Below are 23,933 nucleotides of genomic sequence, written 5' to 3'. Positions count from 1 at the left end.
TCTTGATTCCCCTTTCTATCCTCCTTTTCGTAGCTGTTTTTTGAGCGGAATCGCGTTAGCATGAGGGCGGACTCATTTAATCCGGGGAACTCATGGCTATCAAACTTATTGCTATCGACATGGATGGCACACTTCTGCTGCCCGATCACACCATTTCACCTGCAGTCAAAACGGCAATTGCCGCGGCACGCGCGCGTGGCGTGAACGTAGTGCTGACCACGGGACGCCCGTATGCCGGCGTTCACAGCTATCTGAAAGAACTGCACATGGAACAACCCGGTGACTACTGCATTACCTACAACGGTGCGCTGGTGCAGAAAGCGGGCGATGGCAGTACTGTGGCGCAAACCGCGCTGAGCTATGATGATTATCGCTATCTGGAGCAACTCTCCCGGGAAGTTGGCTCGCATTTCCACGCGCTCGATCGCAACACGTTGTATACCGCTAACCGTGATATCAGTTATTACACGGTGCATGAATCGTTTGTCGCGACGATTCCGCTGGTGTTCTGTGAGGCTGAAAAAATGGATCCGGCGACCCAGTTCCTGAAAGTGATGATGATTGATGAGCCGGAGATCCTCGACAAGGCCATCTCGCGCATTCCGGCGGAAGTGAAAGAAAAGTACACCGTGCTGAAAAGTGCGCCGTACTTCCTCGAAATCCTTGATAAACGCGTCAACAAAGGGACTGGCGTAAAATCGCTGGCCGATGCGTTGGGAATCAAAGCCGAAGAGGTTATGGCGATTGGCGATCAGGAAAACGACATCGCGATGATTGAATACGCCGGCGTGGGCGTTGCGATGGATAACGCCATTCCAACGGTGAAAGAGATCGCCAACTTTGTGACGAAATCTAATCTGGAAGACGGTGTTGCCTGGGCCATTGAGAAGTACGTCCTCTCCTGATGTGCGTTATGCCTGGCTTCGGCCAGGCATAAAACATTAAGAATGTTATAAAAATCACGTTTGTATTATCAGATGTGAAACCGCACATTAATCCCCCCATTTAGTACGCAACTTCTATACTCTCCCACCTTCTTTTATATTCAGGCGGTTCCTGCCTGCAACTATGTTTTCTTATGACTAACACAAGCATTCGCCTGGTGTTGATGACGTCTTCCTGTTTGATTTTTCAAGCCTGTGCTGCGACGGATTCTGGCTCAACGTTAACACCTTTGTATGATTATCAGGATGATGGTCAGGCCGCTTCTTTGCCGGTAAAACCGGCGACTAAACCTGCTGCAAGCCACTCCGTTTTGCCCTTCTTAGGTGACGAGGCGCGTAAACGTGGTTACGACCTGCCTGAGCCGTTTGGTGTAAATATTAACTACATGAATATCAGGCAGAATATTAATGTAGACAGTATTAACTTTAATGGCCTTTCTTTGGGTGGTCATTCGCTGGATAACGCATTCAAAATTAACGTTGGCAATACGCGCGAGAGAAGCAAAACAGAAACCCTGAAACTGGATGCCTGGCTGCTGCCGTTTATGAACGTCTATGGCCTGGTGGGCTATACCGACGGTCACTCCGTTTCGCAGATTGGTGTAGGCATTAAAGGTCCACGCAAAGTTCACACGCCAGACAATTTGCAAAACCTGGCGTTTCAGCTCGACTTTAAAGGCACGACCTACGGTGTGGGGACGACACTGGTGGGCGGTGTGGGTAACTGGTTTACGGCTTTTGATGCCAATTATACTCAGACGCAGTTTGACATTCTTGACGGTAGTATTGATGCCTTCACGGTTTCTCCGCGAGTCGGTTATCGCTTTACCACCCCGGGTGTGGAAGCACTGTACTTGCCGTCCGGCAAGCTGAATCTGTGGATTGGCAGTATGTATCAGGACGTGCAGCAAGAATTCAGGGGTAGCCTTAGCGATCTCAATATGCCGTCTGAGACGCTGCAGAAAATGGTGGATATCGCGAATAAGGACGGCAATGGCCGTTTCGACGTTAAACAGCATCTGCAATCCCCCTGGAACGTACTGGTCGGGGCGCAGTATGAATTGACCCGAAACTTTAACGTGACGACCGAAATTGGCTTTGCCGACCGTAACAGTTTTTTCATGGCTGGAGAGTACCGCTTTTGATCCGCCTCGCTTTCTTGTTGCTGGTGAGTCTGTTCGCCTGCATTGCGCAGGCAGAATTACCGACCCGCGACGAAGTTGACGGCTGGCTGAATACACTGGGCGCCAGCGATAACTTTAACGCCAGCAAAGGAATCGATTGGGGCGTAATGCCGGGGCCATTTTACACTCCGGAGCTGGGGCTGGGGATAGGTACCGCGGTGGTGGGAATGTATCGCCCAGACCCAAACGACACGGTGAGTCAGAACTCGACGCTGACCCTCAGCGGCTACTTTAGCTCAACGGGCGCTTTCGGCGTCACTATGCAAAATTATGCCTTTTTTGCCGACGATCGCTGGCGTTTCTTTCTCAATGGCGCATTAACCGATACGCCAACCTGGTACTGGGGGCAGGGATTTAGTGCCGGTGATAAAGACAGCCAGAAACAGCAATATACGGCTCAGGATCTGGATCTGCACCCCACGTTATATCGTCGGGTAGCGCCTAATATCTATCTGGGCGTCGGCTGGTCGCTGAACGCGCAACATGCTGCGCAAATGGATGGTAATGATCCGCTAAAAATTGAAAATACCGGGCAGGGCGCGTCGGTGCTAAGTTCCGGCAGCAGTGTCGAACTTAGCTGGGATGACCGCGACTTTGTTCCTAACCCGCGCCAGGGACAATATGCCGACGTACGCTATACCCGCTATACGCCCGATGCGGGGAGCGATACCCGGTTTGATGAATACCAGTTGCACTACAGCCGTTATCACTCTTTGGACGACCAGGACGTACTGGCATGGGAGATGGACGGTGCCTTTACTCAGGGGGATGTGCCGTGGAGCATGATGCCGCTGCTCGGTAGCAATCAGCGGATGCGCGGCTATTACGAAGGACGCTATCGCGATAAAAACGCCGTCAGCGGGCAGGTAGAGTATCGCCGCAAACTTGACTGGCGGCATGGCGTGGTTGGCTGGTTGGGCGCAGGGACGATGGGGCCATCATTTAGCGCGCTGGATGACGGACGCTGGCTACCCTCGGCGGGGGTGGGGTATCGCTTTGAATTTAAGCCGCGGGTGAATGTGCGTCTGGATTATGGCATTGGCAAAGGGAGCAGCGGTTTTTATTTTCAGGTAGGAGAGGCGTTTTGATCAATAAAGTGCTGCTGATGACTATCTTGTTATTGGCAACGGTCGGGGTCCATGCTGCGATACCTGTACCTTTGCAGTTGGTAAATGAAGATGACAAGGCCGAAAGCACCGCCTGGCCAGTTGTTTCGCCGCTCCCTGCACCCCAAGGGTTACGTCCGTGCTGCGCTTTTGGTTACGACCTGCACGCGCAGGTGCTGGATATGCCAGTACCGTTTTATGAACTTAATAACGTCGTGACAGCTAACGGTATTGGCGAGCATCGCTATAACGATAGCCTGCTGTTAGGGCTAGTGAACCTGGCCGGCATTGGGCATGAACACAATGGCATTGTGTACACCTCTCGCGGCGGTTTCATCGATATCGCGCATGTACGAGATACCGCAGATATGACGGTCTGGCTTTTTAGCCATCTACTTCCACAGTTAGGTCAGCCTTTTACGTTGCGACTCGAAGATGAACTGGCGGAGCGGCATATCGTTTTCAACGCCTTCACACCACCTGAAACGGCGGGCGATCGTTACGCATTAGCTGCCTGGCTGGCAGCACATCTGGCCTTTCAGCTCGCGGCCTGGCATGAAATTGCACAATGGGACGGTTTTGAGTCAGTTCCTGGGTTTTCTGAGGAAGTTTCCGCATTTTCACCGGAAGATCTCTACTCCAACCTGTTGGGGGCAAGAATTGCGGTGTCGCTGATCCTTGATGGGCAACTGGCAACATCAGGGATGTACGATGCGGCAATGAATAATGCACTGCGTCAGGCGTTAACGCAGTTGGGAGCTAAGTCAGAAACAATAACCCGTTTTCAGTTTGATATGCTGGATGGCAAGTGGTGGAACAGCCAGCGTCGGGTGCCGGAGAAATATCTGGTGCTGCACAGAAACTACGATGTAAGTGATTCGCGTTTGCCAACGCCAGTGCCGGGCGAAAAAGCCGCGCCGCTACGCCTGTCATTACCGCATCACTGGCGAAATTATTCCCTTGATTCGCTGGCGCAACTTCAACTCCGGCCCGGAAGTAACATGGCGCGGCTACCTTTACCACAATCCTGGTATAGCGATGCTAATTTCCCTGCGCTGGCTACGCTTGCAGGTGCCAGGGATAATCTGTCGAAAGTGGATGAGCATTCATTCCTTTATTAAAAAACCTCCACCAGAACTTCACTGGCGGAGGTTTTCTGCATATGCCGGGCCCAATCCGATAATCGCTACGCTAAATCCTGCAAGTGAAGTGCTTGTGAAGTATGATTGCTTAAATCGTCTTGTATCAGGGCATCCCATGAAGCAAATCACCTTTACGCCGCGTAATCATCAGCTTACCAATATCAACACCTGGACCCCGGACAGTCAGTGGCTGGTCTTCGACGTGCGTCCTTCCGGTGCCTCTTTTACGGGGGAAACGATTGAACGCGTCAATGTTCATACTGGCGAACTGGAGGTGATTTACCGGGCCACTCAGGGGGCACATGTTGGCGTGGTGACCGTTCATCCAAAGTCGGAAAAGTATGTTTTTATTCATGGGCCAGAAAATCCAGATGAAACATGGGATTACGACTTTCATCATCGCCGTGGGGTGATTGTTTCGCAGGCAGAGGTGACGAATCTGGATGCGATGGATATCACCGCGCCGTATACGCCTGGCGCGTTACGCGGCGGCAGTCATGTGCATGTCTTTAGCCCGAACGGTGAGTTTGTCAGTTTTACTTATAACGACCATGTGCTGCATGAACGCTCCCCGGCGCTGGATTTACGTAACGTCGGCGTGGCTGCGCCGTATGGTCCGGTGAACGTATCCGCGCAGCATCCACGTGAATATAGCGGGAGCCGCTGGTGCGTGCTGGTGAGTCAAACGACGCCGGCGCCAAAACCGGGGAGCGATGAGATAAACCGCGCCTATGAAGAAGGTTGGGTGGGCGAAAGCACGCTGGCGTTTATCGGCGATACGTTGTCAGTGAGCGGTGAGAAAGTGCCGGAGCTGTTTATTGTTGATTTGCCTCAGAATGAAAGCGGCTGGAAACAGCCGGGTGATGCTCCGCTGGAGGGCACAGAGGCGACAATGCCTGCGCCGCCATCCGGTATTCACCAACGTCGCCTGACGTTTACTCATGAGCGCGCCTTTCCGGGGCTGGTGAATCAGCCGCGCCACTGGGTGCGCAGTAATCCGCAGACGTCTGAAATTGCGTTTTTAATGCGCGACAACTATGGCGTTGTGCAGCTGTGGTTAATTCCACCACAGGGTGGTGAGCCGCGTCAGCTTACCCGTTGCGCCACGGGTATTCAGTCGGCATTCAACTGGCATCCATCAGGGAAATGGCTGGGATTTGTGCTGGAAAACAGAATAGCCTGTTGTGATGCTCAGACGGGAGAGATTGATTTTTTAACGGCGCGTCACGGCAACCCTCCGTCGGCCGATGCGGTTGTCTTCTCTCCTGATGGGCGACTGGTTGCGTGGATGGAAGAGGTCGAAGGTTTCCGCCAACTGTGGATGACTGAAACAGGGCGTTAATTAAGGTGCAGTCATTTTCGCCGGGGGGATAACGGCATTCGTGGCCTGCATTCTCTCCTCGCTCTTTTCTACGCGGGATCTCACCGAGTTATCTTTACGAAAGAGATCCCACGGAAGCAATACGGTATCCAGCACCGCAGTAAAAGGCATATCCAGAATCGCCAGCGACTTCGTTCCCCAATTCGTATCACTTTCGCTGATCATGGTGGCGCTGGCGCGTGTGCCAGGATACGTCCCTTCTTTGCCTCCGGTATGCGACATTATGCTGGAACAACCGCTCAAAAACGCCATCCCGCTGCACATTGTCAGTGTTACCAACATTTTTTTTATCATCGTTTATTCATCTGTTTTCATCGTGTTTGCATGGTGAGTTAAAGCGATCCGTTGCGAAAATAACATCACCATTTCGTCGCACTGTGGCGGCTATCGCGATTTATCGATAACAACTGCTCTCCTCAGTGTATGCAATAGACAACAAACTGCAAAAAAAGTCAGATGAATACACTTGAAAAGTTTGTGTTAAGACCCATTTTTAGGATGTAGACAACAGAAGGGCATGCCTGATGGGTGTCCTGGCTACCTGACCTGTCCATGATGGAAGGTCTCATATTCTCGCTGATTTCAGGAGCTATTGATTATGCGTAACTTTGATTTATCCCCGCTGTACCGTTCTGCTATTGGTTTTGACCGTCTGTTTAACCTGCTGGAAAACAACCAGAGCCAGAGTAATGGCGGCTACCCTCCGTACAACGTTGAGCTGGTAGACGAAAACCATTACCGCATTGCGATTGCCGTTGCCGGTTTTGCTGAAAGCGAGCTGGAAATTACCGCGCAGGACAATCTGCTGGTGGTAAAAGGCGCTCATGCGGATGAGCAAAAAGAACGTACTTACCTGTATCAGGGTATTGCCGAGCGCAACTTCGAACGTAAGTTCCAGTTAGCGGAGAACATTCATGTTCGCGGCGCAAACCTGGTGAATGGTCTGCTGTATATCGATCTTGAGCGCGTTATTCCCGAAGCGAACAAACCGCGCCGCATCGAAATCAACTAATTCTGTGGGCCGCTTCAGGCGGCCCTGCTAAGCAATCGGCTTGCCGTCAGGGAGCCGAAAGGTACCTACTCGCTTCTTAGAAGGAGATTATTATGCGTAACTACGATTTATCCCCACTGCTGCGTCAATGGATCGGTTTTGACAAACTGGCCAATGCGTTACAAAACGCCGGTGAAAGCCAGAGCTTCCCACCCTATAACATCGAAAAGAGCGATGATAACCACTATCGCATTACCCTTGCGTTAGCCGGTTTCCGCCAGGAAGATCTGGATATTCAACTGGAAGGCACACGCCTGACGGTGAAAGGTACACCGCAGCAGCCGGAAAAAGAGACAAAATGGTTGCACCAGGGGCTGGTTACTCAGTCGTTCAGTCTGAGCTTTACGCTGGCTGAAAATATGGAGGTCTCCGGCGCAAGCTTTACTAACGGCTTGCTGCATATCGATTTGACCCGTAATGAACCTGAAACCATTGCCCCACAACGTATCGCCATCAGCGAACGTCCCGCATTAAATAGCTAAATAGCTCCATGCCTTTGCCCCGCCAGAAATGACGGGGCTTTTTTGTGCTTTACCACCCATACATTGCGACTGTACTCTGCGAGAATCCATTTACTTAATGATGTTATTCACAGGGAACAGGATAATGAGTGATATAGCATTGACGGTCAGCGTTCTGGCGTTGGTGGCGGTTGTCGGATTATGGATCGGCAACATAAAAATACGTGGCGTTGGTTTTGGCATCGGAGGGGTGCTGTTCGGCGGTATTATCGTCGGACATTTTGTCGATCAGGCAGGGATGACCCTGAGCGGCGACATGCTGCATTTCATTCAGGAATTTGGCCTGATTCTTTTCGTCTACACCATCGGTATTCAGGTGGGGCCGGGCTTTTTTGCGTCACTGCGCGTTTCCGGGCTGCGGCTGAATCTGTTTGCCGTACTGATTGTCATCATGGGGGGGCTGGTCACCGCGATCCTGCATAAGATTTTTGCCATTCCCCTTCCGGTGGTGCTGGGGATATTTTCCGGCGCGGTCACCAATACGCCGGCGCTGGGGGCCGGGCAGCAAATTCTGCGCGATCTGGGGACGCCAGCAGATATTGTAGACCAGATGGGGATGAGCTATGCCATGGCTTATCCTTTTGGTATCTGCGGTATTTTGCTCACGATGTGGCTGATGCGCCTTATTTTCCGCGTTAACGTCGATGCTGAAGCTCAGCAGCATGAATCCACGTTGACCAACGGACACGCGCTGATTCAGACGATGAACATCCGCGTGGAAAACCCGAACCTCAACAATATGGCGATTCAGGATGTCCCAATTCTGAACAGCGATAAAATCATCTGCTCGCGTCTGAAACGTGAAGAGACATTGATGGTGCCGTCGCCAGGGACGATTATCCAGATGGGCGACCTGCTACACCTGGTCGGCCAGCCCGGTGACCTGCATAACGCGCAGGTGGTGATTGGGCAGGAGGTGGACACATCGCTGTCGACGCGAGGTACTGATTTACGCGTTGAACGCGTGGTGGTGACCAACGAACAGGTGCTGGGTAAACGTATCCGCGACCTGCATTTTAAAGAACGTTACGACGTGGTTATCTCCCGTTTGAACCGTGCGGGCGTTGAGCTGGTGGCCAGCAGCGATGCCAGCCTGCAATTCGGGGATATCCTCAATCTGGTGGGGCGTCCCGCATCCATTGATGCCGTTGCCAATGTTGTCGGCAACGCGCAGCAAAAACTGCAACAGGTGCAGATGCTGCCGGTATTTATCGGTATAGGACTGGGTGTTCTACTGGGGTCCATCCCGCTGTTCATCCCGGGTTTCCCGGTGGCGTTAAAATTGGGTTTGGCCGGTGGACCGCTGATCATGGCCTTAATTCTGGGGCGTATTGGCAGTATTGGTAAGCTGTACTGGTTTATGCCTCCCAGCGCTAACCTGGCGCTGCGAGAGTTAGGTATTGTGCTGTTCCTTGCGGTGGTTGGCCTGAAGTCCGGCGGTGATTTTGTTAATACGCTGACCCAGGGCGATGGGCTGAGTTGGGTCGGGTACGGTATTTTTATTACCGCCATTCCGCTGATTACCGTGGGACTGCTGGCGCGTATCTTCGCCAAAATGAACTATCTGACGCTGTGCGGTATGCTGGCGGGTTCGATGACCGATCCCCCCGCGCTGGCGTTTGCTAACAACCTGCATGCCACCAGCGGGGCGGCGGCGCTCTCCTATGCTACCGTTTATCCGCTGGTGATGTTCCTGAGGATTATCACCCCACAGCTGCTGGCGGTGATTTTCTGGGGGATAGGTTAGTAACAGCGTATCCGGCCTGCATCTCCTGTAGGTCGGATACGGTGCAAGTCGCCATTCGCCACATCTTTTTTTCCATTGTCTCATCACATTACGTTCTCTTCCGTTTGCGAATCAGGTTCATACTGCTGAACTGTTCCGGTATAACGACCAGACAACAATATTGAAGGAGTCGTCATGAAGATTTCCCGCCTAGGGGAAGCGCCGGATTACCGCTTCTCGCTGGCAAATGAACGCACATTTCTGGCATGGATACGCACCTCGTTAGGTTTTCTGGCCGCAGGCGTTGGTCTGGATCAACTGGCTCCGGATTTCGCCACGCCAGTTATTCGCGAAGTATTGGCCCTGTTGCTGTGTCTGTTTGCTGGCGGTCTGGCTATTTATGGTTATTTGCGCTGGTTACGTAATGAAAAGGCAATGCGCTTGAAAGAGGATTTGCCTTACACCCACAGTTTGCTCATTATCAGCGCAATGCTGACGATTGTAGCGGTGATTGTTATGGTGCTGGTGCTGGTGCTGGTGCTGTATGCCGGATAGCCGTAAATCGCGACGTATCGCCGATCCGGGACTACAACCGGAGCGCACATCGTTGGCATGGTTTCGTACGTTGTTGGGTTATGGCGCGTTAATGGCGCTGGCGATTAAGCACAACTGGCATCAGGCTGGGGCACTGTTCTGGATATCTATCGTCATACTGACGTTGGTGGCGATTATTCTCTGGCGTTATACCCGCAGCCGTAATCTCATGGATGTGAGTGATAGTGATTTTTCTGAATCTCGCGCGGTGCGTGACAAATTTATGATCTCCCTCGCGGTGTTATCCCTCGCAATACTGTTTGCTGTAACGCATGTTCGCCAACTTATCGTATTTATCGAGAATTTTGCATGACAGGATGTGAGAACATGGATGTTAGTGATGACGTTTTAGAAATGGTGATTAACCACCAGAAAAGTTTACAACCGGTTGAATTGTATCGTGGTTTGCAACAAGGAAAAGTTCGCCTCGTACAGTTTACTCCTTTGATTAAGCGCGATGCTTCAGGTTACCTGACTGAAGATTCAGTGACGCCGGACGGGTGGGGGCGATTTTTAATTGCGATATTTGATATCTGGGTACGTGAAGATATTAATCAAATATCTATTCAGCTTTTCGATAATACGCTACGCCAGTGGTGTGGTCGGACTGCACTGTTTGAATGCCAGACGATGACACTGCAGAATACACGCTGTCAGGCATGCTCTTTGTTTCAGTACTACCATGGAGATTGTCCTGCGTATCGCGAGGAGAATGGAAAGGGCGTGCTGTGTACAGGATATCAGGCTTTCTTCAACCATACCGCGCCGCATATGCGCGTGATGCGTGACCTGCTTAAGCAGCATCGCTCACCGATGGAACTGATGGCGATGCTGCGTTAAGCTCAGCGCCGTTATCGCCCTTTGGCCAGATACTGCGCCATTTCGGCTTCCGGCACCATGCCGCCGCCGGTCGCCCACACCAGATGAGTGGCGTTATTGAGCTGGTCGGCGCTGAAGCCGTGCATCTGCTGATAGTCAGCAGAGGCGCAAACGTGCTGCGGACCGGCCATCCCCGCCAGCGCTGAAGGCTCAAGGCGAATCCCTTCTTCCTGCGCCAGCCAGCCCAGCATGTCGTACATCGTCTGATCGTCCAGGGTGTACAGACCGTCGAGCAGACGTTCCATCGCCCGGCCGACAAACCCCGAAGCGCGGCCCACCGCCAGCCCATCCGCCGCCGTCAGGTTGTCGATGCCAATGTCCTGCACGGAAATGGTATCGTGCAGCCCGGTATAAATCCCCAGCAGCATGCAGGGTGAATGGGTCGGCTCGGCGAAGAAGCAGTGTACGTTATCGCCAAACGCCAGCTTCAGACCAAACGCCACCCCGCCTGGACCGCCGCCGACGCCACACGGCAGGTAGACAAACAGCGGATGGTCCGAATCCACCACGCGACCCTGCTGCGCGAACTGCGCCTTCAGACGCTGACCAGCCACCGCGTAACCTAAAAACAGCGTGCGGGAGTTTTCATCATCAATAAAGAAGCAGTTCGGATCGGACTCTGCCGCTTTGCGGCCCTGTTCAACCGCCACGCCGTAATCTTCTTCATACTCGACGACCGTCACGCCGTGACTGCGTAGTTTGGCTTTTTTCCATGCGCGCGCGTCGGCAGACATATGTACCGTCACCTTAAAGCCGATACGGGCGCTCATGATGCCAATCGACATCCCGAGGTTGCCAGTGGAGCCTACCGCGATGCTGTACTGGCTGAAAAACTGTTTAAATTCAGGTGAAAGCAGAATGCTGTAATCATCTTCTGTCGTCAGCAGACCGGCTTCCAGCGCCAGCTTTTCCGCGTGGGTCAGGACTTCATAAATGCCGCCACGCGCTTTAATTGAGCCGGAAATCGGCAGGTGGCTGTCTTTCTTCAGCAACAGTTCGCCGCAGATGTGCTGTCCGAATGCTTTTTCCAGGCGTTTTTGCATCAATGGGATTGCAGCCAGCTCAGACTCAATAATGCCGCCGGTGGCTGCGGTTTCCGGGAAGGCCTGTGCCAGGTACGGCGCGAAGCGCGTCAGCCGGGCATGGGCATCCTGAACATCGTGTTCGGTCAGGCCAACATAGGGTAAACCTTCTGCAAGAGAGGTGGTGCCAGGGTTAAACCAGGCCGTCTCTTTGAGAGCCACCAGATCTTCCACTAAAGGATACTGGCCGATAAGTGTTTGAATGTTTTCCATAGTCAGTCTCTTCGCGCTTAAATAATAAAGGAAAGCAGGAATGTGCACACCAGTGCAATCACGGACGCGATAAATGTCGCGGTCGTATAGTATTTGAACGTCTCATTCAGGGTGGCGCCGCAGTACTGCTTCACCAGCCAGAAGAGGGAATCTGTGACGATCGTGCAGCCAATGGCGCCGGAACCAATTGCAATAGCGATGATCTCCGGGCTAACGTTGGGATAGAGCGGCAGCATTGGTGCCACGATTGCCGTCGCGCCCATCATCGCCACCGTGGCAGAGCCCACCGCAGCATGCAGAATTAACGCCACCAGCCACGCCAGCAGAATTGGGTGCATATGCATGTTTGAAAGGATTAGCGCGAGGGTATCCGCCAGCCCGCTACTCTTGAGGATAGCGTTGAATGCGCCGCCTGCGCCGATAATCAGCAGAATGTTGGCAATCGAACCAAACCCGTTTTCAGTGTGGGTCAGCAGCGCGCCCATGCCGATGTGCTGACGCAGGCCGAGAATGTAGTAGGCCACGAAGACGGCAATAAACATCGCGGTGATCGGGTTACCAATAAACTCCAGCAGCGTATACAGCGTGCTGCCTTTTGCCATGTTCAACTCAGCAATGGTTTTGACCAGCATCAGGCCAATCGGCAACAGGACGGTAAACAGCGTTGCGCCCAGCGACGGCAGCGTACTTTCGTCGCGCACTTTCAGGTCGGAAAACTCAGCCGGCACCGGTTTAAACGGCAGGCGGTTACCGAGAAATTTCAGATACAGCGGCCCGCCGACAAGCGAGGCCATTAAGCCCACCAGTAAACCATAAACAATTACGCTGCCAATGTCCGCACCCAGCTTATTCGCGACGAACAGAGCGGCCGGATGCGGCGGCACCACACAGTGCACCGCCATCAGCGCCGTACACAGTGGGATCGCCAGCTTCAGCAGTGAAGTATTGGTCTTTTTGGCAATCGAAAAAGCCAGCGGAATCAACAGTACCACGCCGACTTCAACAAACAGCGTGATCCCGCAAATCAGCCCGACCAGCACCATAATGACATCAGCGGAAAGCCAGCGGCAGCGCTGTAACGTCAGGCCAATGCGTTCTGCCGCGCCGGACACTTCCATCATTTTGCCCAGAATGGTCCCGAGGCCGATAACCGCGGCGAGGAAGCCCAGCGTACCGCCGATGCCGCTCTCAATGGCATTGACCATATCCAGCGGCCCCATACCCATCATCGTACCCACGAAGAAGCTGGCTAACAGCAGAGCCAGAAACGGGTGGAATTTGAACTTCACGATGGTCAAAACGATTAACACGATGCTTATCAGCAGCGTGCTCACAACCCAGATTTGAGAGTGCATAACTCACCTTGCCCTGTGATTAACCTGAGGTTATTGGACAAAAATAAGGCAGGGTCTGACAAACGATATAAATCCTCTTTCACATGAGCCAGATTGCATCAAGTGAGTGATTTACGTCTAATTACACGTCATTAATGCGATATGGTTCACTATGAATCATCTTTGTGCTGATTTTTACAGCGGTTTTTTTTACACTCCGACGCATGATTCAGGATGACAGAGATGAATATGGATCCCCTACGCGAAGTCAGAAACCGACTACTTAACGGCTGGCAGCTGTCAAAGCTGTATACCTTTGAAGTGGCGGCCCGCCATCAGTCGTTTGCGCTGGCGGCAGAGGAGTTGTCATTAAGCCCCAGTGCTGTCAGCCACCGCATTAATCAGCTGGAAGATGAGCTGGGTATTCAGCTGTTTGTCCGTTCTCACCGCAAAGTGGAACTGACTCACGAGGGTAAACGGGTGTTCTGGGCGCTGAAATCGTCGCTGGACACGCTTAACCAGGAAATTCTTGATATCAAAAATCAGGAACTGTCGGGGACGCTCACCGTGTACTCACGGCCCTCTATCGCCCAGTGTTGGCTGGTTCCGGCGCTCGGCGACTTCACCCGTCGCTACCCGTCGATTTCGCTGACCATGCTGACTGGGAACGACAACGTCAATCTGCAGCGTGCCGGCATCGACCTGGCGATCTATTTTGATGATGCGCCCTCCGCGCAGCTCACGCATCATTTCCTGATGGATGAAGAGATTTTGCCGGTCTGCAGCCCGGACTATGCCTCTCGTTATGGTCTCACTGGCTCGCTGGTGAATTTGCCGCACTGTACGTTGCTGCATGACAGACAGGCGTGGAGCAACGATTCCGGGACCGATGAATGGCACAGCTGGGCGCAGCATTTTGCGGTAAATTTGCCGACATCGTCGGGCATTGGTTTCGATCGTTCTGATTTAGCGGTGATTGCGGCAATGAATCACATCGGCGTAGCGATGGGCCGTAAGAGGCTGGTGCAAAAACGCCTCGATAGCGGAGAGCTGGTCGCGCCTTTTGGCGATATGGCGCTGAAATGCCATCAGCATTACTACATCACCACGCTGCCCGGCAGGCAGTGGCCGAAAATCGAGGCGTTTATTGGCTGGCTACAGGAGCAGGTTAAATAAGCGGGTCATGCATATTTTTTACGCTTTCTCTCTACACGGAAAGTAAAAAAGCATGCTAAATACGTGATATCACTCCTGATGATTTGCGTAAGGACGACCGTGTTAAAGTCGATTGTTTCCCTGTTACTCTTCGCCAGCGCCACCGTGTGTGCAGCACCACCAGCGCTGACGGCGGCGTCGTATGCGCAGCAGCTTGGGGTCGGGATGGACGTAGATTGGGCGCGAACCGAGCGTGGCATCCGCGAGTTCGATCCGCTGGTGGTGCGGGATTTCAGGGCGAAAGGCATTTCCCATGTGCGTATTCGCGTGGCGGGAGAACCGACAGAAGCCAGACTGATTCATCTGCGCAAGCTGGTCGAAGCCTGCGAGCAGTATGGCGTAATCCCGATTATTGCTTACCAGGCGGATGAATATAAACAAGACCCCAGCGCCGGTAATGAAAAAGAGGTGGTGAACTGGTGGGTGGCGGTGGCGCATTACTTTGGTCAACGTTCGCCGCTACTGGGTTTTGACCTGATTTATGAACCTGCGGATAAGCTCAACCATAATCAGGCATCGCTCAACCGGGTGTATGACAAAACGATTCGTACCATCCACGCTATTGACCCGCAACGGATGATCTTCATTGCGCCGCGACTGCGTGCCGCGCCGGAAGAGCTGCCGAACCTGAAGTTGCCGCCGCAAAGCCAGAATACCGTGCTGGCCGAATGGCATATCTTCCCGTGGGGGCCGCTGAAAAATAACGGCAAATACCCATGGACGTCAGGGACTGCAGCGGAAAAGACGGCTATTCGCGCCCGTATCAATACCGCCATTCGCTGGCAGCAGAAAACCGGTCATGTGAGTTGGGTAGGCGGCTGGTCGCCGGGAGAAACCATTAAAAATGGACCTTCTGCAGCGCAAATGGCCTTCGCCCGTTTTATGGCGTGCGAGCTGAAGAAAGCGAAGATTCCCTATGCTGTCAATGCGGATACGCAGTTCTATGATGGCGAGGAGGGAGCCTGGCGTCCGGCGCTGGAGCCGTTACTGACGACGATGATTGCGCCTGAATGTGACAAGCCCGGCGATAAACCGGGCCATCATGCGCTTAAACCGCCTGCCCCTGATGCGACACGCGTGACGCCAGTGGAAGCCAGCATACAAAAATCAGCAGCCCCATAAGGGTCATCAACAGGCCCAGACTGGCTTGTCCGGTCTGCGGCAGCATCGCCGAGAACCACGCCAGCACACCGGAACCAATGTTCTGTAATCCCCCGACCAGCGCGCCGGCAGTGCCCGCCAGGAACGGGAAAGGTTCCATTGCGCCGCTGGTTGCCAGTGGAAACAACATCCCGGCGCCGAAGAAAAACAGCGCGGCGGGAACCAGCAGCGTCCAGACGTTCATCACGTCGAACAGGCCTGGGATCCACATCATCAAACCGGCAACCAGGCAGCAGATGACCGACTGCCACATCAGCGTTGAGAAACGCTTGTGCGGGCGACCGGCGAACCAGGCGCCGAAAAACGCCGCCGGAATAGGTAGAATAAACAGGATACTGACCACCATGCTGCTTAAACCCAGCCTTGCGCCCAATAATACCCCGGAGCAGGCTTCGAAGACCGCAACGCCCGCCAGGCCGCCGATCAGCATGAGCACGTAACAGGTGAAAGAGCTGTTGCCAAACAGCGTCTTGTAGCTGGCGATAAGCCGTGGACGTGGCGCGCCTGCCGGGCGCGTTTCCGGCATCCAGCGCGCCATGCTAAACGTGACGCCCGCGCACAGAATCAGCAGAAAAATATAACAAGCGCGCCAGTTCCACACGGTATCCAGCATACCGCCAATCAGCGGCGCCAGCAGCGGACTGACCAGGATCCCCATATTCAGCAAACTGTTGGCGTGACGAAGCTGCGTACCTTCATACAGGTCTCGCGGCAAGGTTCGCGCCATCACACCGCCGACGCCTGTTCCCATCCCCTGGATTGCACTGGCGATAATCAGTACCGTCAGGCTGTGGGTGGTGATGGCGACCAGCGTGGCCAGCATAAAAATAGACATCCCGGCGAGAATCACCGGACGGCGGCCAACGCGATCGGAAAGTGGGCCGTAAAACAGTTGTGACAGGCCGTAGGTCAGCAGATAGGCGGCCATCACGCTCTGCACCGCCCCTTCGCGAACGTTCAGTTCACGCGCCATATCAGCAATAGCGGGGATATAAATGGTTTGCGCCATCTGTCCAACCGCCACCAGTAATACCAACATCAACAACAAATTGACGCTTCTATGCCTTTTCATTTCGCTGATAACTTTTCAAAAAGTGAAAAAATAAGAATAAGGTGCTGCACTTTCCCGTAAATGCGCGTGGAATCTACCACAACAGAAAAAGAAGGCCAGATAGTAGGCTGGAATGTTTAAGCGATGAACGGCAGGAAATGTAAACAAAAAACGGCAACAAATGTTGCCGGATTGCATCAGGTCGACCAACAGATCATGACAAGCGTAGCAAAACCGCGCCTATGGCAATACCTGCGGCTGCGACAAGACGTATCCCTGCGACCTTCTCTTTCAGCAGCAGCCAGGCGAGCAGCGCGCCAAACAGGATGGAAGTTTCACGCAGCGCAGCGACCACCGCCAACGGCGCCTGGGTCATGGCCCACAGCGCCAGTCCGTAGGAACCCATCGTGCCAATCCCGCCAAGAATACCTTTCTTCCACTGCTGTACCAGATAGCGTGACGCTTCCCGGCGTCTGGCGATCATCGCCCATGTGAGCAGGCAAGAACCGTTCAGAAAGAAGGTCCACAGCGTATAACCCAACGCGGTTTCTGATAAGCGTACCCCGGTGCCGTCGACCAGCGTGTAACCGGCAATAAAACAGGCGTTAATGAGCGCCAGAACGATCCCGCGTTGCGAGCTGCTGCGTCCGTTAAATGCCATGCCGAGAATAGCCAGGCAGATGGTGGCAATCCCCACCCAGGCAAGCGTAGAGAGACTATCGCCAAGAAACAGGACGCTGATAATCGCAACCAGCAACGGTGCGGTGCCGCGCATTAAAGGATAGGTCTGACTCATATCCGAAACCTGATAGGTTTTGGCGACAAGAACCGTGTACACCACTTGTAAGGCCGTTGAGACAGCCAAAAACGGCAGGCTGGCGGCAGAAGGCTGAGGCGCAAAGGGTAAGCAGATCAATGCCATAATCGCAGCCGAGCCGCTGACGCCGATCGCCGAGTACAGTTTATCGTTTCCAGCCTTAACAATGGCATTCCAGCTGGCATGCAGCAACGCGGCGAACAGCAAAATGCAGAAAACAGAAAGCGTCATGGCGGAATTCTTCCCTGAGAATGTCATAAAAACGTAACATATTGACGCGTGACAAGCACCTGGGAAAAGGTGAAAGGGGAGCGGAGTGTTACCCGCTCCCCTTAGGTGCGACTTGAATCTGAATTACTTAACGTATTTCAGAACGGCATCAAGTAGTTGCAGTGCTGCAACAATGAGTTTGAGGATAAGAATAGCGATATCCACGAGGCTCATACGCTCTCCTTTTGGTACAAGGAGCACGGTGCTGGCGTACCTCGCCGCTGCCTGTTGCCAGCACCTTTGTTGACATAACACAGTGTGCTCACACGGGGGTTAAGGCGCTGACGGCACCACCCGTTTCAGCCAGGACTTTGATGCGCCGGTTTACGATGCGGCCCCCGCATAACACATTGCGTACCGAAATATTATAGATAAATACTGTATAAATTAACAGTATTTTATGGACGAGACGTCAACATTAGGCCATACTCAACATCATCAAAATTCGTGCCGAAATTGCGTGTTCTTCGCAGAACGCGTATACTTTTCTCGTTGACATAACACAGTGTGCTCGGCGGCTACCAACCGCACAACGCTGAAAAGAACCTCGCTCCGGCGGGGTTTTTTGTTTTTCATCATCACATAGCGAAATGTGATCTTTGACGCATTTTTGTGCAGATGAAAATTTTTCCATTGTCACGCTGAAAAACCTGTGTTTGTATAAATCCAGTTAATCAACAAACAGACAGGTCCCTAATGAACCCTTCCATGCTGACTGCGACCCTACTAAAAACTGCGCCATCTCGCGCAGCGGTCGTCGTGCGTGTGGTGGTGGTCGTCGGCAATGCGCCGTAGGGTCCGGATCAACACACGATTCCAAAACCCCGCCGGCGCAAACCGGGCGGGGTTTTTCGTTTAAGAGACCTGCCCGGAGCAACGGCCCAGAATAAAAGGACTGGAGCATGGCAAGTTCGGGCATAACATCCAAGCGTACGCGTTTTACGGGCGCAGAATTCATCGTTCATTTCCTGGAACGTCAGGGAATCCAGGTAGTCACCGGTATCCCTGGCGGATCGATCCTTCCCGTCTATGACGCGTTAAGCCAAAGCACGAAAATCCGTCATATCCTGGCGCGCCACGAGCAGGGTGCGGGGTTTATCGCGCAAGGCATGGCGCGAACCGATGGTAAACCCGCCGTGTGTATGGCTTGTAGCGGGCCGGGCGCCACCAACCTGGTTACCGCGATTGCCGATGCTCGTCTGGATTCCATCCCGCTGGTGTGTATCACCGGGCAGGTTCCGGCCTCGATGATCGGTACCGACGCCTTCCAGGAAGTCGACACCTACGGTATTTCTATCCCCATCACCAAACACAACTATCTGGTCCGCCATATCAATGAATTACCGCAGGTCATGAGCGATGCGTTCCGCATTGCGCAGTCCGGACGTCCAGGCCCGGTGTGGATAGACATTCCTAAGGATATTCAAACCGCCGTATTTGACATTGAAGAGATGCCGGAACCCGCGCAGAAAATGGCGGCGCCGGCGTTCAGTCAGGACAGCATTCGCGATGCCGCGGCCATGATTAATGCCGCACAGCGTCCGGTGCTGTACCTCGGCGGCGGCGTGATTAACGCGCCCGCACGCGTGCGTGAACTGGCCGAAAAAGCCATGCTGCCTACCACCATGACCTTGATGGCGCTGGGCATGCTGCCAAAGGCGCATCCGCTGTCGTTAGGCATGCTGGGTATGCACGGCGCGCGCAGCACCAACTTTATTCTGCAAGAAGCGGACTTACTGATTGTTCTGGGCGCACGTTTTGATGACCGGGCGATTGGTAAAACCGAACAGTTCTGCCCGAACGCCAAAATCATCCACGTGGATATCGACCGTGCGGAGCTGGGTAAAATCAAACAGCCGCATGTCGCGATTCAGGCGGATGTCGATGAGGTTCTGGCGCAACTGATCCCATTGGTTGCAGCCCAGCCGCGAGAGGCATGGCATCAGATGGTGGCCGATTTACAACGTGAGTTTCCTTGCGCTATTCCGCAGGAAAGCGACCCGCTCAGTCACTATGGGCTGATCAACGCCGTGGCGGCTTGCGTGGATGACAGCGCCATTATCACTACCGACGTCGGCCAGCATCAGATGTGGGCGGCGCAGGCTTATCCGCTGAACCGTCCGCGTCAGTGGCTGACTTCTGGTGGTCTGGGCACCATGGGATTTGGTCTGCCGGCGGCCATTGGCGCGGCGCTGGCGAACCCGGATAAAAAAGTCCTGTGCTTCTCTGGCGACGGTAGCCTGATGATGAATATTCAGGAAATGGCGACGGCCAGCGAAAATCAGCTGGATATTAAAATCATTCTGATGAATAACGAAGCGCTGGGTCTGGTATATCAGCAGCAGAGCCTGTTCTATAAGCAGGGTGTTTTTGCCGCGACCTATCCGGGGATGATTAACTTTATGCAGATCGCAGCCGGATTTGGTCTGGAAACTTGTGATTTAAATAACGAAGCGGATCCACAGGCAGCGTTGCAGGAAATGATTAATCGCCCTGGACCTGCGCTGATCCACGTGCGTATCGACGCGGAAGAAAAAGTATACCCGATGGTGCCGCCGGGTGCGGCAAACACTGAAATGGTGGGGGAATAAGCCATGCAACAGCAGACTCATGACAACGTAATCCTGGAACTCACCGTACGCAACCATCCGGGCGTAATGACCCACGTCTGCGGGCTGTTTGCCCGCCGCGCGTTCAACGTGGAAGGTATTCTTTGCCTACCGATCCAGGACAGCGATAAGAGCCGTATCTGGCTACTGGTCAACGACGATCAGCGTCTGGAACAGATGATAAGCCAGATCGACAAACTGGAAGATGTGGTGAAAGTCGCCCGCAACCAGTCAGACCCGTCGATGTTTAATAAAATCTCCGTCTTCTTCGAGTGAGTTAGTCGCCGTCTGAATCCGGGGTAATCACTTTGACAGAGCCGTTCCGGCAGTGGGTTGCGTAATCTGCCGGTAACGGACGGTCGCTTATCAGTACGTCAAAGGTGGAGAGTGGACCAATGCTGGCGGGGGCGACCTCATCGAACAGGGCGTGGCGCGTCAGCAGAATTTTACGTAATCCGCGTTCCATCGCTTTGCGTTTTGTGGCCAGATCGTCCGGATTGAACCAGCTAACGCCGAAATGCTCATGGATTCCGCTGGCGGAGATAAAGACTTTCCGTGGGTTGAGTGCATCCAGCGGGGAGGGATTGCTGGTGTCGTAAAAGGCGTCACTTTTCGCCCGGTAGGTTCCCCCGCAAAGAATCGCTGTGGCGTTGGGTTTTTCATTTAGCGCTACAAACACCCGATGCGAGTAGCAAATCCCGGTAAAGGAAATATCGTCCGGGATCATGCTGACCACCAACGGCATTTCCGCACCATTATCAAAAAAGACCAGATCATTTTCACTCACCAGTCCCGCTGCCAGAATGGCAACCGGTAAATCGTCGCGGTGATACTGCTTTTGCGCGGGGAGTGGCGCGTTAACGATGGTAGCAGGTTTGTTCACCATCACAATGTAACCACCGAGCAGCGTGAGGGGTAACGGCTCGTCATCCTGACTGAGATCCCGACGAATAGTCATCACAGAAACTTCCAGCATTCGTGCCGCCTCTTTCAGATGGATTCGGTCGGTCTTCTTCAACAATTCCATCAGACGTCGAATACGTTCTTTCTGCTTGGTTTCCATGTGCTTCTCCACGAATCATATTTCCATGTTCCTTCAGTAACATTTTTGTGTTTCTGAGAACATGACATTGCCGCATTACTATACGTCTGACTATTCGGAAATAAAAGCGTGTTTTTTCACGTTTTATTGATTATATCCAGTTAACTTTCAGTCAATTGTAAGCAACTTCATCATTTTTAGTGTGATCGGATAGCAACATTTAGCGTAATAAATAAACAATAAAATGATCTTCCAATCGCGATCCTAGTCACAAATGATACAAAAGTAACATGATAATGTTATTTTAATATCATTGTTGTGTGATTGTTTCTGAGAGGTAGTAAAATGGATATCGCGGTTATTGGCTCCAACATGGTGGATCTCATCACCTACATCAACCAGATGCCCAAAGAAGGGGAAACGCTGGAAGCGCCGGCGTTCAAAATTGGCTGCGGGGGCAAAGGCGCAAATCAGGCAGTTGCGGCCGCTAAGCTCAATTCCAAAGTGCTGATGCTGACAAAAGTCGGTGATGACATTTTTGCGGATAACACTATTCGTAATCTCGAATCCTGGGGAATTAATACCACCTATGTCGAAAAGGTACCCTGCACCAGCAGCGGTGTCGCACCGATCTTTGTTAATGCCAACTCCAGCAACAGCATTCTGATTATTAAAGGAGCGAACAAATTTCTCTCCCCGGAAGATATCGATCGTGCGGCGGAAGATCTAAAAAAATGTCAGCTTATTATCCTGCAACTGGAAGTGCAGCTGGAAACCGTTTATCACGCGATTGAATTCGGCAAAAAGCACGGTATTGAAGTGTTACTAAATCCCGCCCCTGCATTACGGGAATTAGATATGTCTTATGCCTGTAAATGTGATTTTTTCGTGCCGAATGAAACCGAGCTGGAAATATTAACCGGTATGCCAGTAGATACCTATGACCATATTCGCGCAGCAGCACGTTCTCTGGTTGATAAAGGTCTGAACAATATTATCGTCACCATGGGTGAGAAAGGTGCGCTGTGGATGACGCGTGACCAGGAAGTCCATGTTCCGGCGTTTAGAGTGAACGCTGTCGATACCAGTGGCGCAGGCGACGCTTTCATCGGTTGTTTTGCTCACTATTACGTTCAAAGCGGTGATGTGGAAACCGCCATGAAAAAAGCCGCTCTCTTCGCTGCTTTCAGCGTTACCGGGAAAGGCACTCAATCATCTTATCCAAGCATCGAACAATTTAATGAGTTTCTTACCTTAAACGAATAATACTCCTGCACTGTAAAAGGTAGCACTATGAACGATAAAAACATCATTCAGATGCCTGACGGCTATTTGAATAAGACCCCTCTGTTCCAGTTTATTTTGTTATCCTGTTTATTCCCGTTATGGGGATGCGCAGCCGCATTAAATGATATTCTGATTACGCAATTCAAAAGTGTATTTTCACTCAGTAACTTTGCCTCGGCATTAGTTCAGAGTGCCTTTTATGGCGGCTATTTTTTAATTGCGATCCCGGCATCTCTGGTGATTAAAAAAACCAGTTATAAAATCGCCATCTTAATGGGGCTGACCCTTTATATCGTTGGGTGTACGCTCTTTTTCCCGGCATCGCACATGGCCACCTACACCATGTTCCTTGCGGCGATTTTCGCGATTGCGATTGGCCTGAGTTTCCTGGAAACGGCAGCCAACACCTACAGCTCAATGATAGGCCCAAAAGCCTATGCGACCTTACGCCTGAACATCAGCCAGACCTTTTATCCTATTGGCGCAGCGGCTGGTATTCTGCTGGGTAAATATCTGGTCTTCTCTGAAGGCGAAAGCCTGGAAAAACAGATGGCCGGGATGAACGCCGAGCAGATCCATAACTTTAAAGTGATGATGCTGGAAAATACTCTTGAGCCATACAAGTACATGATTATGGTGCTGGTTGTGGTGATGGTGTTATTCCTGCTGACCCGCTTCCCGACCTGTAAAGTCGCGCAAACCACGAGTCGTAAACGCCCGTCAGCGATGGATACACTGCGTTATCTGGCCAGCAATGCCCGTTTCCGTCGTGGAATTGTGGCGCAATTTCTTTATGTGGGGATGCAGGTCGCGGTGTGGTCATTCACCATCCGTCTGGCCCTGGAATTAGGTGATATCAACGAGCGCGACGCCTCAACCTTCATGGTCTATAGCTTCGCCTGCTTCTTTATCGGCAAGTTTATCGCCAACATTTTGATGACACGCTTCAATCCGGAAAAAGTGCTGATTCTCTATTCCATCATTGGTGCCCTGTTCCTCATCTATGTTGCACTGGCGCCAAGTTTCAGCGCTGTGTATGTCGCAGTGCTGGTAAGTGTCCTGTTTGGACCCTGCTGGGCGACAATCTATGCTGGTACGCTTGATACCGTGGATAACGAACATACCGAAATGGCAGGTGCCGTCATTGTTATGGCGATTGTCGGCGCGGCGGTGGTTCCGGCGATTCAGGGCTATGTGGCTGATATGTTCCATTCATTGCAACTTTCGTTCCTGGTTTCCATGCTCTGCTTCGTGTACGTCGGTATCTACTTCTGGCGTGAAAGCAAAGTGCGCAACAACCTGGCAGAAGCGACAGTTTCCTGAG

At 52.6% G+C, this 23,933-nt stretch carries 25 protein-coding genes and 1 other annotated feature; of the genes, 18 read left to right on the top strand and 7 right to left on the bottom strand.

Annotation, left to right across the window (positions count from 1 at the left end; genetic code table 11):
- The first annotated feature begins 92 nt into the window (after positions 1-92).
- The 5 genes from yidA (at position 93) to FOB24_RS01430 (ending at position 5,718) form a co-directional block, all read left to right on the top strand.
- The gene (gene yidA / locus FOB24_RS01450) at positions 93-905 is read left to right on the top strand and encodes a sugar-phosphatase (RefSeq protein ID WP_038635719.1); all 813 of its coding nucleotides are present in this window, start codon (positions 93-95) and stop codon (positions 903-905) included.
- A 173-nt stretch (positions 906-1,078) separates the two neighbouring features.
- Positions 1,079-2,089, top strand: a complete 1,011-nt coding sequence (locus FOB24_RS01445; RefSeq protein WP_051594498.1) for a hypothetical protein — start codon at positions 1,079-1,081, stop codon at positions 2,087-2,089.
- Between the two features lie 41 nt (positions 2,090-2,130).
- Positions 2,131-3,216: a BamA/TamA family outer membrane protein gene (locus FOB24_RS01440; RefSeq protein ID WP_223851250.1), complete on the top strand. Its 1,086-nt coding sequence runs from the start codon at positions 2,131-2,133 to the stop codon at positions 3,214-3,216.
- A 17-nt stretch (positions 3,217-3,233) separates the two neighbouring features.
- Positions 3,234-4,355 (top strand): DUF4056 domain-containing protein, encoded by a 1,122-nt coding sequence (locus FOB24_RS01435; protein WP_190971855.1) that lies wholly within the window; start codon positions 3,234-3,236, stop codon positions 4,353-4,355.
- 136 nt (positions 4,356-4,491) lie between these two features.
- The gene (locus FOB24_RS01430) at positions 4,492-5,718 is read left to right on the top strand and encodes a DUF3748 domain-containing protein (RefSeq protein WP_137346622.1); all 1,227 of its coding nucleotides are present in this window, start codon (positions 4,492-4,494) and stop codon (positions 5,716-5,718) included.
- Here the strand turns inward: FOB24_RS01430 and FOB24_RS01425 are convergent, their stop codons facing one another.
- Complete coding sequence (locus FOB24_RS01425) at positions 5,719-6,051, bottom strand: YceK/YidQ family lipoprotein (RefSeq protein WP_137346623.1); 333 nt, start codon at positions 6,049-6,051, stop codon at positions 5,719-5,721.
- Positions 6,052-6,289: 238 nt separating this feature from the next.
- Positions 6,290-6,362: a sequence feature (ROSE (Repression Of Heat Shock gene Expression) occurs in the 5'-region of heat shock genes and acts as an RNA thermometer to modulate expression.), on the top strand.
- Here FOB24_RS01425 and ibpA point away from each other — a divergent pair.
- The 6 genes from ibpA (at position 6,356) to FOB24_RS01395 (ending at position 10,489) form a co-directional block, all read left to right on the top strand.
- A complete protein-coding gene (ibpA, locus tag FOB24_RS01420) occupies positions 6,356-6,769 on the top strand; it encodes a small heat shock chaperone IbpA (RefSeq protein ID WP_006687722.1) in 414 nt (137 codons plus the stop codon). Its footprint overlaps the feature before it by 7 nt.
- Before the next feature lie 92 nt (positions 6,770-6,861).
- Complete coding sequence (ibpB, locus tag FOB24_RS01415; RefSeq protein ID WP_005121488.1) at positions 6,862-7,290, top strand: small heat shock chaperone IbpB; 429 nt, start codon at positions 6,862-6,864, stop codon at positions 7,288-7,290.
- A 124-nt stretch (positions 7,291-7,414) separates the two neighbouring features.
- Entirely contained in the window at positions 7,415-9,076 is a 1,662-nt protein-coding gene (locus FOB24_RS01410; RefSeq protein ID WP_038635704.1) for a putative transporter, read from the top strand.
- Positions 9,077-9,250: 174 nt separating this feature from the next.
- Positions 9,251-9,610 (top strand): YidH family protein, encoded by a 360-nt coding sequence (locus FOB24_RS01405; protein ID WP_150344442.1) that lies wholly within the window; start codon positions 9,251-9,253, stop codon positions 9,608-9,610.
- Positions 9,600-9,962, top strand: a complete 363-nt coding sequence (locus FOB24_RS01400; RefSeq protein WP_085049149.1) for a DUF202 domain-containing protein — start codon at positions 9,600-9,602, stop codon at positions 9,960-9,962. The genes FOB24_RS01405 and FOB24_RS01400 overlap by 11 nt, the downstream gene beginning before the upstream one ends.
- A gap of 14 nt (positions 9,963-9,976) precedes the next feature.
- A complete protein-coding gene (locus FOB24_RS01395) occupies positions 9,977-10,489 on the top strand; it encodes a radical SAM protein (protein ID WP_038635697.1) in 513 nt (170 codons plus the stop codon).
- A gap of 11 nt (positions 10,490-10,500) precedes the next feature.
- Here the strand turns inward: FOB24_RS01395 and dsdA are convergent, their stop codons facing one another.
- The gene (gene dsdA, locus FOB24_RS01390; protein ID WP_110496406.1) at positions 10,501-11,823 is read right to left on the bottom strand and encodes a D-serine ammonia-lyase; all 1,323 of its coding nucleotides are present in this window, start codon (positions 11,821-11,823) and stop codon (positions 10,501-10,503) included.
- A 17-nt stretch (positions 11,824-11,840) separates the two neighbouring features.
- Positions 11,841-13,178: a D-serine transporter DsdX gene (gene dsdX, locus FOB24_RS01385; protein ID WP_038635692.1), complete on the bottom strand. Its 1,338-nt coding sequence runs from the start codon at positions 13,176-13,178 to the stop codon at positions 11,841-11,843.
- 228 nt (positions 13,179-13,406) lie between these two features.
- Between dsdX and dsdC the strand changes: the two genes are divergently transcribed.
- Positions 13,407-14,333, top strand: a complete 927-nt coding sequence (gene dsdC / locus FOB24_RS01380; protein ID WP_038642948.1) for a DNA-binding transcriptional regulator DsdC — start codon at positions 13,407-13,409, stop codon at positions 14,331-14,333.
- Positions 14,334-14,411: 78 nt separating this feature from the next.
- Positions 14,412-15,494 (top strand): cellulase family glycosylhydrolase, encoded by a 1,083-nt coding sequence (locus FOB24_RS01375; protein WP_150344441.1) that lies wholly within the window; start codon positions 14,412-14,414, stop codon positions 15,492-15,494.
- Here the strand turns inward: FOB24_RS01375 and emrD are convergent.
- The 3 genes from emrD to tisB form a co-directional block, all read right to left on the bottom strand.
- Positions 15,421-16,605 (bottom strand): multidrug efflux MFS transporter EmrD, encoded by a 1,185-nt coding sequence (gene emrD, locus FOB24_RS01370; protein ID WP_069323660.1) that lies wholly within the window; start codon positions 16,603-16,605, stop codon positions 15,421-15,423. The two genes, FOB24_RS01375 and emrD, sit on opposite strands and share 74 nt — an antisense overlap.
- A 193-nt stretch (positions 16,606-16,798) precedes the next feature.
- On the bottom strand, positions 16,799-17,632 hold the full coding sequence (locus FOB24_RS01365; protein WP_110496412.1) for a DMT family transporter: 834 nt from the start codon (positions 17,630-17,632) through the stop codon (positions 16,799-16,801).
- A 123-nt stretch (positions 17,633-17,755) separates the two neighbouring features.
- Positions 17,756-17,845 (bottom strand): type I toxin-antitoxin system toxin TisB, encoded by a 90-nt coding sequence (gene tisB, locus FOB24_RS01360; protein WP_003023909.1) that lies wholly within the window; start codon positions 17,843-17,845, stop codon positions 17,756-17,758.
- A gap of 522 nt (positions 17,846-18,367) precedes the next feature.
- On the opposite strand from tisB, the gene ivbL reads away from it, so the two are divergent.
- The 3 genes from ivbL (at position 18,368) to ilvN (ending at position 20,556) form a co-directional block, all read left to right on the top strand.
- Positions 18,368-18,466 carry an ilvB operon leader peptide IvbL gene (ivbL, locus tag FOB24_RS01350; protein WP_003827118.1) on the top strand — a complete coding sequence of 33 codons (99 nt, stop codon included), beginning with the start codon at positions 18,368-18,370 and terminating at the stop codon, positions 18,464-18,466.
- 107 nt (positions 18,467-18,573) lie between these two features.
- Complete coding sequence (gene ilvB / locus FOB24_RS01345; RefSeq protein ID WP_137346625.1) at positions 18,574-20,262, top strand: acetolactate synthase large subunit; 1,689 nt, start codon at positions 18,574-18,576, stop codon at positions 20,260-20,262.
- A 3-nt stretch (positions 20,263-20,265) separates the two neighbouring features.
- Entirely contained in the window at positions 20,266-20,556 is a 291-nt protein-coding gene (ilvN, locus tag FOB24_RS01340; protein WP_038635677.1) for an acetolactate synthase small subunit, read from the top strand.
- Between the two features lies 1 nt (position 20,557).
- Here the strand turns inward: ilvN and FOB24_RS01335 are convergent, their stop codons facing one another.
- The gene (locus FOB24_RS01335) at positions 20,558-21,343 is read right to left on the bottom strand and encodes a DeoR family transcriptional regulator (RefSeq protein WP_085049143.1); all 786 of its coding nucleotides are present in this window, start codon (positions 21,341-21,343) and stop codon (positions 20,558-20,560) included.
- A 324-nt stretch (positions 21,344-21,667) separates the two neighbouring features.
- Here FOB24_RS01335 and rbsK point away from each other — a divergent pair, with 324 nt between their 5' ends.
- Both rbsK and fucP read left to right on the top strand, forming a co-directional pair.
- A complete protein-coding gene (rbsK, locus tag FOB24_RS01330) occupies positions 21,668-22,588 on the top strand; it encodes a ribokinase (protein ID WP_038635672.1) in 921 nt (306 codons plus the stop codon).
- 27 nt (positions 22,589-22,615) lie between these two features.
- Positions 22,616-23,932, top strand: a complete 1,317-nt coding sequence (gene fucP, locus FOB24_RS01325) for an L-fucose:H+ symporter permease (RefSeq protein ID WP_038635670.1) — start codon at positions 22,616-22,618, stop codon at positions 23,930-23,932.
- The last annotated feature ends 1 nt before the right edge of the window (position 23,933 follow it).

This window comes from Citrobacter werkmanii, assembly GCF_008693645.1.
Classification (GTDB): domain Bacteria; phylum Pseudomonadota; class Gammaproteobacteria; order Enterobacterales; family Enterobacteriaceae; genus Citrobacter; species Citrobacter werkmanii.
This window is presented reverse-complemented; position numbering and strand designations above follow the sequence as displayed.

What these genes read in the sequence shown, in the direction of transcription:
- yidA (WP_038635719.1), top strand. Translation starts at nt 93, where the DNA reads ATGGCTATCAAACTTATTGCTATCGACATGGATGGCACACTTCTGCTG.
- FOB24_RS01445 (WP_051594498.1), top strand. Translation starts at nt 1,079, where the DNA reads ATGACTAACACAAGCATTCGCCTGGTGTTGATGACGTCTTCCTGTTTG.
- FOB24_RS01435 (WP_190971855.1), top strand. Translation starts at nt 3,234, where the DNA reads ATGACTATCTTGTTATTGGCAACGGTCGGGGTCCATGCTGCGATACCT.
- FOB24_RS01430 (WP_137346622.1), top strand. Translation starts at nt 4,492, where the DNA reads ATGAAGCAAATCACCTTTACGCCGCGTAATCATCAGCTTACCAATATC.
- FOB24_RS01425 (WP_137346623.1), bottom strand. Translation starts at nt 6,051, where the DNA reads ATGATAAAAAAAATGTTGGTAACACTGACAATGTGCAGCGGGATGGCG.
- ibpA (WP_006687722.1), top strand. Translation starts at nt 6,356, where the DNA reads ATGCGTAACTTTGATTTATCCCCGCTGTACCGTTCTGCTATTGGTTTT.
- ibpB (WP_005121488.1), top strand. Translation starts at nt 6,862, where the DNA reads ATGCGTAACTACGATTTATCCCCACTGCTGCGTCAATGGATCGGTTTT.
- FOB24_RS01410 (WP_038635704.1), top strand. Translation starts at nt 7,415, where the DNA reads ATGAGTGATATAGCATTGACGGTCAGCGTTCTGGCGTTGGTGGCGGTT.
- FOB24_RS01405 (WP_150344442.1), top strand. Translation starts at nt 9,251, where the DNA reads ATGAAGATTTCCCGCCTAGGGGAAGCGCCGGATTACCGCTTCTCGCTG.
- FOB24_RS01400 (WP_085049149.1), top strand. Translation starts at nt 9,600, where the DNA reads ATGCCGGATAGCCGTAAATCGCGACGTATCGCCGATCCGGGACTACAA.
- FOB24_RS01395 (WP_038635697.1), top strand. Translation starts at nt 9,977, where the DNA reads ATGGATGTTAGTGATGACGTTTTAGAAATGGTGATTAACCACCAGAAA.
- dsdA (WP_110496406.1), bottom strand. Translation starts at nt 11,823, where the DNA reads ATGGAAAACATTCAAACACTTATCGGCCAGTATCCTTTAGTGGAAGAT.
- dsdX (WP_038635692.1), bottom strand. Translation starts at nt 13,178, where the DNA reads ATGCACTCTCAAATCTGGGTTGTGAGCACGCTGCTGATAAGCATCGTG.
- dsdC (WP_038642948.1), top strand. Translation starts at nt 13,407, where the DNA reads ATGGATCCCCTACGCGAAGTCAGAAACCGACTACTTAACGGCTGGCAG.
- FOB24_RS01375 (WP_150344441.1), top strand. Translation starts at nt 14,412, where the DNA reads ATGATTTGCGTAAGGACGACCGTGTTAAAGTCGATTGTTTCCCTGTTA.
- emrD (WP_069323660.1), bottom strand. Translation starts at nt 16,605, where the DNA reads ATGAAAAGGCATAGAAGCGTCAATTTGTTGTTGATGTTGGTATTACTG.
- FOB24_RS01365 (WP_110496412.1), bottom strand. Translation starts at nt 17,632, where the DNA reads ATGACGCTTTCTGTTTTCTGCATTTTGCTGTTCGCCGCGTTGCTGCAT.
- tisB (WP_003023909.1), bottom strand. Translation starts at nt 17,845, where the DNA reads ATGAGCCTCGTGGATATCGCTATTCTTATCCTCAAACTCATTGTTGCA.
- ivbL (WP_003827118.1), top strand. Translation starts at nt 18,368, where the DNA reads ATGAACCCTTCCATGCTGACTGCGACCCTACTAAAAACTGCGCCATCT.
- ilvB (WP_137346625.1), top strand. Translation starts at nt 18,574, where the DNA reads ATGGCAAGTTCGGGCATAACATCCAAGCGTACGCGTTTTACGGGCGCA.
- ilvN (WP_038635677.1), top strand. Translation starts at nt 20,266, where the DNA reads ATGCAACAGCAGACTCATGACAACGTAATCCTGGAACTCACCGTACGC.
- FOB24_RS01335 (WP_085049143.1), bottom strand. Translation starts at nt 21,343, where the DNA reads ATGGAAACCAAGCAGAAAGAACGTATTCGACGTCTGATGGAATTGTTG.
- rbsK (WP_038635672.1), top strand. Translation starts at nt 21,668, where the DNA reads ATGGATATCGCGGTTATTGGCTCCAACATGGTGGATCTCATCACCTAC.
- fucP (WP_038635670.1), top strand. Translation starts at nt 22,616, where the DNA reads ATGAACGATAAAAACATCATTCAGATGCCTGACGGCTATTTGAATAAG.